The organism is Buttiauxella sp. (assembly GCF_035271705.1).
GTDB lineage: Bacteria > Pseudomonadota > Gammaproteobacteria > Enterobacterales > Enterobacteriaceae > Buttiauxella.
In genome coordinates, this window is the sequence record NZ_DATERI010000104.1 from 1 (window position 1) to 11,573 (window position 11,573).

13 protein-coding genes are annotated in these 11,573 nt (G+C 50.1%); 6 read left to right on the forward strand and 7 right to left on the reverse strand.

Annotated features, from left to right (window positions below; genetic code table 11):
- A partial coding sequence (locus VJY99_RS09570) for a hypothetical protein (protein WP_324117818.1) occupies positions 1–229 on the reverse strand: 229 nt, incomplete at its 3' end.
- Between the two features lie 561 nt (positions 230–790).
- Between VJY99_RS09570 and nrdD the strand changes: the two genes are divergently transcribed.
- A complete protein-coding gene (gene nrdD / locus VJY99_RS09575) occupies positions 791–2,941 on the forward strand; it encodes an anaerobic ribonucleoside-triphosphate reductase (protein ID WP_324117819.1) in 2,151 nt (716 codons plus the stop codon).
- A gap of 107 nt (positions 2,942–3,048) precedes the next feature.
- Positions 3,049–3,513 carry an anaerobic ribonucleoside-triphosphate reductase-activating protein gene (gene nrdG / locus VJY99_RS09580; protein ID WP_324117820.1) on the forward strand — a complete coding sequence of 155 codons (465 nt, stop codon included), beginning with the start codon at positions 3,049–3,051 and terminating at the stop codon, positions 3,511–3,513.
- 5 nt (positions 3,514–3,518) lie between these two features.
- Here the strand turns inward: nrdG and VJY99_RS09585 are convergent, their stop codons facing one another.
- Both VJY99_RS09585 and VJY99_RS09590 read right to left on the reverse strand, forming a co-directional pair.
- Entirely contained in the window at positions 3,519–4,160 is a 642-nt protein-coding gene (locus VJY99_RS09585; RefSeq protein ID WP_324117821.1) for a hypothetical protein, read from the reverse strand.
- A 15-nt stretch (positions 4,161–4,175) separates the two neighbouring features.
- On the reverse strand, positions 4,176–4,619 hold the full coding sequence (locus tag VJY99_RS09590; RefSeq protein WP_324117822.1) for a YhbP family protein: 444 nt from the start codon (positions 4,617–4,619) through the stop codon (positions 4,176–4,178).
- 53 nt (positions 4,620–4,672) lie between these two features.
- On the opposite strand from VJY99_RS09590, the gene VJY99_RS09595 reads away from it, so the two are divergent.
- Positions 4,673–4,957: a GIY-YIG nuclease family protein gene (locus tag VJY99_RS09595; protein ID WP_324117823.1), complete on the forward strand. Its 285-nt coding sequence runs from the start codon at positions 4,673–4,675 to the stop codon at positions 4,955–4,957.
- A 7-nt stretch (positions 4,958–4,964) separates the two neighbouring features.
- Here the strand turns inward: VJY99_RS09595 and VJY99_RS09600 are convergent, their stop codons facing one another.
- Together VJY99_RS09600 and ubiT are read right to left on the reverse strand one after the other, a co-directional pair.
- Positions 4,965–5,471, reverse strand: a complete 507-nt coding sequence (locus tag VJY99_RS09600) for an N-acetyltransferase (RefSeq protein ID WP_324117824.1) — start codon at positions 5,469–5,471, stop codon at positions 4,965–4,967.
- Positions 5,465–5,989: a ubiquinone anaerobic biosynthesis accessory factor UbiT gene (ubiT, locus tag VJY99_RS09605; RefSeq protein ID WP_324117825.1), complete on the reverse strand. Its 525-nt coding sequence runs from the start codon at positions 5,987–5,989 to the stop codon at positions 5,465–5,467. Before ubiT ends, VJY99_RS09600 begins: the two co-directional genes overlap by 7 nt.
- Before the next feature lie 258 nt (positions 5,990–6,247).
- Here ubiT and ubiU point away from each other — a divergent pair, with 258 nt between their 5' ends.
- The 3 genes from ubiU to VJY99_RS09620 all read left to right on the forward strand — a co-directional run bounded on the left by ubiU (position 6,248) and on the right by VJY99_RS09620 (position 9,339).
- Positions 6,248–7,243, forward strand: a complete 996-nt coding sequence (gene ubiU, locus VJY99_RS09610) for a ubiquinone anaerobic biosynthesis protein UbiU (protein WP_324117826.1) — start codon at positions 6,248–6,250, stop codon at positions 7,241–7,243.
- A gap of 8 nt (positions 7,244–7,251) precedes the next feature.
- Positions 7,252–8,136 (forward strand): U32 family peptidase, encoded by an 885-nt coding sequence (locus tag VJY99_RS09615; protein WP_414641581.1) that lies wholly within the window; start codon positions 7,252–7,254, stop codon positions 8,134–8,136.
- Between the two features lie 201 nt (positions 8,137–8,337).
- Positions 8,338–9,339 (forward strand): luciferase-like monooxygenase, encoded by a 1,002-nt coding sequence (locus tag VJY99_RS09620; RefSeq protein ID WP_324117828.1) that lies wholly within the window; start codon positions 8,338–8,340, stop codon positions 9,337–9,339.
- A 32-nt stretch (positions 9,340–9,371) separates the two neighbouring features.
- Here the strand turns inward: VJY99_RS09620 and mtr are convergent, their stop codons facing one another.
- A complete protein-coding gene (gene mtr / locus VJY99_RS09625; RefSeq protein WP_324117829.1) occupies positions 9,372–10,616 on the reverse strand; it encodes a tryptophan permease in 1,245 nt (414 codons plus the stop codon).
- A gap of 159 nt (positions 10,617–10,775) precedes the next feature.
- Positions 10,776–11,573: DbpA RNA binding domain-containing protein (locus VJY99_RS09630; protein WP_324117830.1), on the reverse strand; the 798-nt coding region annotated here is incomplete at its 5' end.

The following is an 11,573-nucleotide window of genomic DNA, read 5'->3' on the forward strand; positions in this document are numbered from 1 at the left end:
CCAGCCGGCCAAACGCCTGACGCAACCATCCTTCTTTCGGGGTCTGGAAGAAGCTCAGGGGCTCCTCATTCTGCTCCAGCCGGATAAAACCACGTTTTTCAAGATCAAACTGATTCACTTTCTCCACATCATTAGCGGGTAAGGTCAGTTTGCTGTTGCTCTGCAGCACGATATCGCCCTGATGTGAAAAACGTGGCCGGAAAACCCGGCGTGGTGTCAGCAGGAGCATAATTGGCTGCAGGTTTCGGACTGTGATGGAGTTCTGATTTTGGGATGAAAAACAACTTAAATGTAAAAAATATGGCTTATACATCAGTTATTTAATTTGTTTTGTGTATGTAAAAGAGAAAAGAATCAGTGGGGCGAATTAAATGGGTATGGCCAGAGTGAGTATAGGAAAGGTGAACTTCAAAAATGAGGGAGTAAATCTGCGCCCCAATTATACCAGTACCCGGCCACTTCGCTGACAATATGTCCAAATTTCTCATTCCGAAAATTTGTTCTCCCGAACGACTCAGGCCCCTCCTGCAACGCTCAAAATACTTTGTCCTGTATCAATAAAATCGCAAACTTGTTTGGTGCATAGCACTACATATAGACCTTAGAATGCGCCCCGACCCCACATATTGTATTTTTCGACTATTATAGCAACAAGTACCACAGACGGTTCTGGGGATTATCTGTGGATAAGCATTGGCTCAAAAACATAAAGCCTATGGCAACGCGAGCAAATTCCGGCTTGCGTACAATTCCAATCCTTTGTGGATAACCTTTTTAGAATGGAGAGATCATGACACCGCATGTGATGAAAAGAGACGGGTGCAAAGTGCCTTTCACTTCAGAGCGCATTAAAGAAGCTATTCTTCGTGCAGCTAAAGCAGCGGGAGTCGATGACGCAGACTATTGCGCCACCGTCGCAGATATTGTGCGCGCGCAAATGGAAGGCCGTACGCAGGTTGATATCGGTGAAATCCAGACTGCTGTCGAAAACCAGCTGATGGCGGGTGACTACAAACAGCTGGCGCGCGCTTACATCGAATATCGTCATGATCGTGATATTGAACGCGAAAAGCGTGGCCGCTTAAACCAGGAAATCCGGGGGTTGGTTGAACAAACTAACTCCGCCTTGCTCAACGAAAATGCGAATAAAGACAGCAAGGTTATCCCGACTCAGCGTGACCTGTTAGCCGGGATTGTGGCTAAACACTACGCTACACAGCACTTATTACCACGAGATGTGGTACGAGCGCACGAGCGTGGTGATATCCACTATCACGATCTGGATTACTCTCCGTTCTTCCCGATGTTTAACTGCATGCTTATCGATCTCAAAGGCATGCTGACCCGTGGCTTTAAGATGGGTAATGCTGAAATAGAGCCACCAAAATCCATCTCTACCGCCACAGCGGTAACAGCGCAAATCATCGCTCAGGTTGCCAGCCACATTTACGGCGGCACCACCATCAACCGTATTGATGAAGTACTGGCGCCGTTTGTCACGGCAAGCTTCGAAAAACATCGTCAGACGGCGGAAGAATGGCAGATCCCGGATGCCGAGGGTTATGCGCTTTCCCGTACTGAGAAAGAGTGTTACGACGCTTTCCAGTCGCTGGAATATGAAGTGAATACGCTGCACACCGCCAATGGCCAGACACCGTTTGTGACCTTCGGTTTTGGTCTGGGAACAAGCTGGGAATCGCGCCTGATTCAGACTTCTATTCTGCGTAATCGCATCGCGGGCCTGGGTAAGAACCGTAAAACTGCGGTGTTCCCAAAACTGGTTTTTGCTATCAAAGATGGCCTGAACCACAAAGTTGGCGACGCAAACTACGATATCAAACAGTTGGCTCTGGAGTGCGCCAGCAAGCGCATGTACCCAGACATCCTGAACTATGACCAAGTCGTGAAAGTGACCGGCTCGTTCAAAACACCGATGGGCTGCCGTAGTTTCCTTGGCGTATATGAAGAAAACGGCGAGCAGATTCACGATGGCCGTAACAACATCGGCGTTATCAGCCTTAATTTGCCGCGTATTGCGCTGGAAGCCAAAGGCGATGAAGCCACTTTCTGGACACTTCTCGATAGCCGTCTGGAACTGGCATATAAAGCGCTGATGACACGTATTGCGCGTCTGGAAGGCGTGAAAGCTCGCGTTGCGCCAATCCTGTATATGGAAGGGGCTTGCGGTGTGCGTCTGAAAGCAGACGACAACGTTTCTGAGATTTTCAAACATGGCCGTGCGTCGATTTCCCTCGGTTACATCGGCATCCACGAAACAGTGAATGCATTGTTTGGCAATCAGCACGTTTACGACAACGAAGTCCTGCGCGCGAAAGCCGTGGCGATTGTTGAGCGTCTGCGCCAGGCAACCGACAGCTGGAAAGAAGAAACGGGCTATGGTTTCAGCCTGTACAGCACACCAAGTGAAAACCTGTGCGATCGTTTCTGCCGCCTTGATACCGCCGAGTTTGGTGTGGTGCCAGGCGTGACCGATAAAGGTTACTACACCAACAGCTTCCACTTAGATGTTGAGAAGAAAGTTAACCCTTACGACAAAATCGACTTTGAAGCAGCGTATCCGCCGGTCGCAAACGGCGGTTTCATCTGTTACGGCGAATACCCTAACATTCAGCACAACCTGCAAGCGCTGGAAGATGTCTGGGATTATAGCTACAAACACGTTCCGTATTACGGCACTAACACGCCAATCGACGAGTGTTACGAATGCGGCTTTACCGGTGAATTTGAATGCACCAGCAAAGGCTTCACCTGCCCGAAATGTGGCAACCATGATGCCGCTCGCGTATCAGTAACCCGCCGCGTTTGCGGCTATCTCGGCAGCCCGGATGCTCGTCCATTTAACACCGGTAAGCAAGAAGAAGTGAAGCGCCGAGTGAAGCATCTGGGTAACGGGCAGCTTGATGATTTTCAAAGCAATTGACGTCAGATCAAGGCGGCAAACGAAGAATCCCTGGGAGCTGACTAAAGTCAGTGACTAGGGTGATTGAGAGCAGCTAACGCAGCTATGATGGCAAGTGAGAAGCGAAAATGAATGTCCATCAATACTACCCGGTAGATATCGTCAACGGACCGGGAACACGCTGCACGCTGTTTGTTTCTGGCTGCGTGCATGAATGCCCCGGGTGCTACAACAAGAGCACCTGGCGGCTGAATTCCGGTATGGCGTTCACGCAGGAAATGGAAGATCGGGTGATTGCCGATCTTAACGACACACGTATTCGCCGCCAGGGGTTGTCGCTTTCGGGCGGCGATCCGCTTCATCCGCAAAATATTGCGGATGTACTGAAGCTGGTAAAACGGGTGCGAGCCGAGTGCCCTGGAAAAGATATCTGGATGTGGACGGGTTACAAACTCGATGAGTTAACGGCGGATCAGCTCGAAGTGGTGGATTTAATCAATGTGCTAATCGACGGTAAATTCGTTCAGGAGTTGAAAGACCCAGCACTTGTCTGGCGCGGAAGCAGTAACCAGGTCGTCCATCATTTGCGATAAAGCCCTTACGGGGCTTTTGCTATTTCTCGCAACTGGCGTGAATCCATAATATTCACGCCTTCAGGTGAAGGGGAAAGCGCTTCGCGCAGCATCGCCTTCGCCACATCCCTCGCTTCAATGGATTTCCATTTCCCTGGCATGACTTTAAACAAAGGCGCAAACAACGATTCATTGAAGCGTTGTGATTCACGATGCCCCAACAGCATGGATGGGCGTGCAATAGTCAGGCGCGGCCACCCTTGCGCGATAAGCGCCTCTTCCATTTCCCCTTTGACCCGGTTGTAGAAGAACGGCGATTTGCTGTTTGCACCGATAGCACTGACTACCAGCATATGTTTTGCACCCAGACGCAAGCCGGTTATCGCGGTATCCACCACCAGCGTGTAATCCGCTAATACAAAAGCTTCTTTGCTGCCTGCTTCTTTCATGGTGGTACCAAGGCAGCAAAAAATCGTATTCAGTGGCTCGGTTAGTTGTGTGAGCACATCACTCAACTGAGGATCGTAGGGATTAGTAACTTTGTTCATCGCAGGCAAGGGGCGCCGTGTAGCCGCAACGATGTGGCTGACTTGCGGCGCTGCGATCAACATGCGTAATAGATGCCCACCAATGAGGCCTGTGGCCCCTGTTAGCAAAACCCGGCTCATAAGTTCTCCTGTCGCTTATTCACCAAGCTTAGTTTCATCCCGCAGCCAGTGTAGTTTTTTTCCAAAACCGAGCGTGTTGTCGGTCATTTTTATTTCATCAAGTCGAATTTCCCATACCGGTGCTGACATCAGTCTGGCAACGGGAAAGCGCTTATAGTAACGGCTACGAATACTGTCAGCTTCACCTTCTTCAACCAATTTGATTTCACCGCGGAACTGCACACCACGAATGAGTGCGACAGTTTTCGGCTGCCCGTTGACGGTTCCGGCGACATGAGCTTGCTGACCAATTAACTCACTGTGACGGGTATGCGTTTCGCTCAACAAATAAAAAGCCATGCTTTTGTCATCAAAGAGATAGAACGCATTGGCGCACCATAAATCACTGTGACTACCTGCGCAGTAAGTCAGTACATGCTGTTTGTTCAGCCAACGACTAATGGCATTGAGAGTTTCCATGTGCAACCTGAAGAGTGATATTCTGCGGAAAACGTCAATTATGCGCCTGACCTATGTCTCCCTGGTATCTCTATTTAGTCCGCACCCTCGATAACCGTTTATATACGGGCATTACTACTGATGTGGAGCGCCGCTTCTCGCAGCATCAAACAGGGAAAGGGGCGAAAGCGTTGCGTGGTAGAGGTGAACTCACGCTGGCATTCAGCCATTTGGTGGGTGATCGCTCCAGCGCGTTACGTCTGGAATATCGCATCAAACAGCTACCTAAAGCGCAAAAAGAGATGTTGGTTATAGGGACATTAGCGTTTGAAGACCTGTTAGCAGGCCTTCAAACGTAAATGGAGATCAGAATTTTCGATTAAAATGTTCGTGATATTCCACTAATCCACTCACGCCATTAAGCGCGTCATCGGCTAACGGATGAATCTGGAACTGGGCTTCGGTATCTGGCCAGATACAACGTAAACCAAATCGTGCCGCCGGGACAAAACCAAAGCGACCATACAGAGCGGGTTCGCCTAAAGTCACGACAGCCGCGTAGCCAAACTCATTGAGCGAATCTAACCCTTCGTATACCAGTTGCTTCGCCAGACCCTGACCACGGTAAGCTTCGTCCACTGCAAGTGGTGCAAGCCCTACCCACTGAAGCTCTTCACCTTCTACGGCGACAGGACTAAATGCCACGTAACCCACCACCTGACCTTCGTCGTCGGTGGCAACAACGCCAAGCGTTAGCAGCCCGTCTTCTCGTAAATCTTTGATCAAATCGGCTTCACCATTACCGTTAAAAGAACGGCGAAGTAAGGCGTCGATGCCAGGGGCATCAATGGGTATTTCTACACGAATTAGCATAGCTCACCTACTGAGTTACTTTCTGGAGCAGATTGATGCTTCATACCTGCTTCGACAAAATCAGCCAATTGCAGCAGCAGTATGCGTAAAGGTTTAGGCATCGCATCCAGCTCAATGGCATCCATTAGGTTTTTCACGTACAGCCCAAGTTCTGTGTCGCCTTCAATAACCAGCCGACGCTGGAAAAACAAGGTATCGGGATCTTGCTTACGTGCGGCGATCATCAGCAGATCGTTAGCAGTCGCACTGAAGCTGACATCAGCCGGGGCATCTTCACGCACTACCAGTTTATTATCTTGTACTGAAGTAAACCACTTCAGACCGAGGTCACGTACTTCAATACTTAACCATCGTCCCTCAAGAAATTCGAGTTCACCCTCTTCCAACGCCTGGCGAAACTGCCAGCCAAGTACCTGTTCTAGCACCTGTCGTTTTAGAGCAAAGGGAGTCAGTTTAACCGGTGTTCTTAACAGTGATGGGCCAAGATGGACCAGGCGTGAACGCAATTTATCCAACACGAGTTTTACTCCTTGAGAAATTTAACCGCTATTTTGCCACACCAACCATTCTCCGTAGCGGTGCAAATCAACAATTGCGCGGGTAATAGATACCACTTATAGACCCTATCAATAAGTCATCAATACGCCATTAGCTGCCTTAAATCAAAATTTGTCGTGGTCGGGTTAACTAAAATCCCCGTTCGTTAACAATTTTGCGGCCCTTGCCTTGGGCTGCATGGGTGACCTCTGAGGTCTCCCGATGATTCAGGATAAATTATGGAGTTGCTTTGCCCAGCCGGAAACTTACCGGCGTTGAAAGCGGCCATCGATAATGGTGCCGACGCGGTTTACATTGGTCTGAAAGATGATACCAACGCACGCCATTTTGCTGGACTGAATTTCACGGAGAAGAAACTGCAAGAAGCGGTAAGTTACGTGCATCAACATCGCCGTAAACTGCATATCGCTATCAATACGTTCGCGCACCCTGACGGCTACGTGCGCTGGCAACGAGCAGTGGATATGGCAGCGCAACTCGGAGCTGATGCCCTCATTTTGGCTGACCTCGCCATGCTTGAGTACGCAACTGAACGTTATCCGCATATCGAACGCCATGTCTCAGTGCAAGCTTCCACCACCAACGAAGAAGCGATTCGTTTTTATCATCGCCATTTCGACGTTGCTCGTGTCGTACTGCCACGCGTGTTATCCATTCATCAGGTCAAACAGTTAGCCCGAGTAACCCCGGTGCCACTGGAAGTTTTCGCTTTCGGTAGCCTGTGCATCATGGCGGAAGGTCGCTGTTATCTCTCTTCTTATCTGACTGGTGAATCACCGAATACCGTGGGTGCTTGTTCTCCAGCACGCTTTGTTCGTTGGCAGCAAACACCACAAGGCCTGGAATCACGCCTTAATAATGTGCTGATTGACAGGTACCAGGACGGCGAAAATGCGGGTTATCCGACGCTTTGCAAAGGACGCTACCTGGTCGATGACCAGAAATATCACGCGCTAGAAGAGCCAACCAGTCTGAATACGCTTGAGCTGTTACCTGAATTATTAGCCGCCAATATTGCCTCGGTAAAAATAGAAGGCCGCCAGCGCAGCCCAGCGTATGTCAGCCAGGTCGCCAAAGTGTGGCGCCAGGCAATCGATCTATGCATGGCAGACCCTGAGAATTACCGTGCACAACCGGCATGGATGGAAGCATTAGGGGCGATGGCCGAAGGCACACAAACCACTCTCGGTGCCTATCACCGTAAATGGCAGTAGGAAATCCCATGAAATATTCATTAGGCCCGGTGCTGTATTATTGGCCAAAAGAAACCCTGGAAAACTTTTACCAGGCAGCCGCAAACAGCAGCGCTGAAACTATTTATCTTGGCGAGTCAGTTTGCAGTAAGCGTCGTGCAACCAAAACGGGTGACTGGCTGGATATGGCGAAAAGCCTGGCCAGCCAGGGTAAGCAAGTTGTGCTTTCCACTTTAGCGTTGGTACAAGCTCCATCTGAATTGAACGAGCTAAAACGCTATGTCGAGAATGGCGAATTCCTGATTGAAGCCAACGATCTGGGTGCTGTGAACATGGCGGCAGAACGCAAGCTTCCGTTTGTCGCAGGGCATGCGCTTAACTGTTACAACGCGGTGACGCTGCGTTTGTTGCTTAAACAAGGCATGGTTCGCTGGTGTATGCCCGTTGAGCTGTCTCGAGACTGGTTGGCGAATATGCTGACTCAATGCGACGAGTTGGGTATCCGCAACAAGTTTGAAGTTGAAGTGCTGAGCTACGGCCACTTACCGCTGGCTTATTCTGCTCGTTGCTTTACTGCTCGTTCAGAAGACAAGCCAAAGGATGAGTGCGAAACCTGCTGCATTAACTATCCTGTTGGGCGCAACATGCTTTCCCAGGAAAATCAGCAAGTGTTTGTGCTTAACGGCATTCAAACCATGAGCGGTTATGTTTACAACCTCGGCAACGAACTGGCATCCATGAAAGGCCTGGTCGATATGGTGCGTTTATCCCCGATGGGGATGGAAACACTGCGCGTTCTGGAAGCTTTCCGCAAAAATGAAAACGGAAATACGCCTTTGTCACTGGCAGCACAGAGCGACTGTAATGGTTACTGGCGACGCGTCGCTGGTTTAGAGTTAGTCACTCAGAGCTAAGAAAAGGCTCACTTTGTTACTTAATTGTTGATGATTTTGCGTAATACTGAAGAGTCATTCTACCCAAAGTAATTCGAGTTGCATCAAGGCGGCAAGAGAAGGTATCCCGATGAGCTTACATTAGTCAGTGATTTGGGTCAGTGAGTGTTGCCAACAAAGATGCAGCTTGAAGTATGAAGAGCACAAACAAAGTGAGCCGTTATGACTTCAGTCCCGTTCTCTCTTCTCGATTTAGCCCCGATTCCACAAGGCTCGCAGCCTCGTGATGCATTTCATCGTTCTCTGGATTTAGCTCGTCTTGCTGAAAAGCGTGGGTATCACCGCTACTGGCTGGCTGAACACCACAACATGACTGGGATTGCCAGCGCAGCCACATCAGTGTTGATTGGCTATCTGGCGGCGAATACTGAAACTTTACGCCTGGGTTCTGGCGGCGTGATGCTGCCGAACCATTCACCTTTAGTCATTGCCGAACAGTTTGGCACCCTGGAAACTCTTTATCCGGGACGTATCGATTTGGGTTTAGGCCGCGCACCGGGTAGCGATCAGCGCACTATGATGGCGCTACGTCGCCATATGAGCGGTGATATTGATAATTTCCCCCGGGATGTGAGTGAGCTGGTATCCTGGTTTGATGCAACCGATCCGAACCCAGCCGTGCGCCCGGTTCCGGGTTACAACACCAGGATCCCTGTGTGGTTGCTAGGCTCCAGCCTTTATAGCGCACAGCTTGCGGCACAACTTGGGCTGCCGTTTGCCTTTGCTTCTCACTTTGCACCAGATATGTTGTTCCAGGCGCTTCAACTTTACCGCACCCAATTCAAACCGTCTGCGCGCCTTGAAAAGCCCTATGCAATGGTCTGCATTAATATTGTCGCGGCTGACAGCAACCGCGATGCCGAGTTTTTGTTTACCTCGATGCAGCAAGCCTTTGTTAGATTACGTCGTGGTGAAACAGGTCAGCTGCCCCCACCGATTGAAAACATGGATAGCATCTGGAGCCCGGCAGAGAAGTATGGTGTACAGCAAGCGCTGAGTATGTCGCTGGTTGGCGATACAGCCAAAGTGCGCCATGGGTTGCTTTCATTACTGCGGGAAACAAATGCCGATGAGATTATGGTTAACGGCCAGATCTTCGATACCCAAGCCCGGCTGCATTCATTTGATTTAGCAATGGATGTGTATGAGAGTTTGAAGGGATAATGATTTCGCCCCTTAATTGAGGGGCGAAAAATTTAATGATAGACCGGCAGTAGATCAAAGCTAGAAAGGATATGAATCGCGGCGTTAGTCACACCGAAGATAAGTATCAGCACAATCATTTTATTCCCGCCCCACACGCGATAAATCGGGCTACCAAACTTCTTACGTGAGGCTTTTGCCAGGAGTGCAGGAACGATTGCCGCCCAGATAGTTGCGGCCAGTCCCGCGAAACCTATCGCATAAATAAAACCGTCAGGCCAGATGACTCCTCCCAGAATAGGTGGAATAAATGTCACTAATGCTGTTTTCAGGCGCCCAAGCGGTGAGTCGTCAAATTTAAATAAATCAGCCAGATAATCGAATAAACCTAACGTCACGCCAAGGAATGAGCTGGCAACGGCAAAGTTGGAGAAAATGATCAGCAGTAAATCCAACGCGCGGTTGTTTAACACGCCACTCAACGCGCCGACCAGAACATCGATATTTCCGCCTTTATCCGCAATGGCAATAAAGTCACTGCGCGGAATATTACCCATGCTGCCAATTAACCAAATGACGTATAGCCCCAACGCCATCAGCGTCCCCCAGATAAGACAGCGCTTGATAGTCTGGGGATCTTTACCGTAATACTTCATCAGGCTCGGCACGTTGCCATGGTAGCCAAATGAGGCGAGGCAAAACGGTAGCGTCATAAATAAGTAAGGGAGATAGCTCGGATTTATCGCTTTGTTATCCAACAACGTTGCAGGTTCGACATGCCACATCAGGCCGCCGAATGTCATAAAAAAGGTCAGTATTTTGGCACCCAGTACAATCGTCGTCATTCGACTGACCGCTCGCGTGCTGAGCCAAACGATAAATGCCACCACAAAGGCAAAAATCAGACCGGCAAATCGCGCGGGAAAATCGACGGACATTTTGCCCAGCGTGTGATGAATCACGGAGCCGCTTGCCGAGATATAAGCGTAGGTCAGGATATACAGGACAAAGGCGATAGAAAGACCATTAATCAGATTCCAGCCTTTACCCAACAAGTCTTTGGTCACCGTGTCAAAGCTTGAGCCCACGCGATAATTAAGGTTGGCTTCAAGAATCATCAAGCCAGAATGCAACATACAAAACCACGTCACAATCAGTGCCGCTAAAGACCAGAAAAACCAGCTCCCCGCCATCACCACCGGCAGGGAAAACATTCCCGCGCCAATAATTGTGCCGCCAATGATCATGACTCCGCCGAAAATAGAGGGCGATGCGTGGGTGGTAGATAAGGTTGCCATACGAATTCCTGAAACGATGAACGGCTGTCGAAGCGACAGGTTTGCTGCGCAACATTGTACCAGTACACGAGTACAATTTGGATAAAAAAAATCCCGGTTGCTTTAACCAGGATTTTTATCACTGCCTGCTGATAAACAGCAGGCATAAACTTCTGTTAATTATGCTTCAGTAGTACGACGACGAGCCGGAGCTGAGCCATCTTCACGACGTGGGCCACGACCGCCTTCACGACGTTCGCCGCTGAAGCTACGTGGTGCACCAGCGCCAGCGCCAGCACCTGGACCATCACGACGTGGACCGCGACCGCCTTCACGACGCTCACCACCACCGAAACCACGGCCAGCACCTGCACCAGCAGCACCACCGCCACGACGTTCGCCGCCACGGTCAGTACGTGGTTGAGCATCACCCATCAGCTGCATATTCATCGGTTTGTTCAGAATACGAGTACGGGTAAAGTGCTGCAGAATTTCACCTGGCATGCCTTTTGGCAGCTCAATGGTGGAGTGAGTACCAAACAGCTTGATGTTACCAATGTAACGGCTGCTGATATCGCCTTCGTTAGCAATAGCGCCAACAATGTGACGAACTTCAACACCATCATCACGACCAACTTCAATGCGGTACAGTTCCATATCGCCAACATCACGACGTTCGCGACGTGGTGCATCGCCATCACGCTGTGGACGATCAGCATGCTGTGGACGATCGCCACGTTCTGGACGATCACCGCGTGGTGCACGGTCTCCACGTGGAGCACGTTCTGGACGTTCGAAACGCTCATCGCGCTCACGGAATTCACGACGTGGACGCATCGGTGCATCTGGTGGCAGGATCAGAGGACGTTCGCCCTGTGCCATTTTCAGCAGTGCTGCAGCCAGTGTTTCCATATCCAGCTCTTCTTCAGCAGAAGGCTGAATTTTCGCCAGCAGGCCACGGTACAGATCCAGATCGCT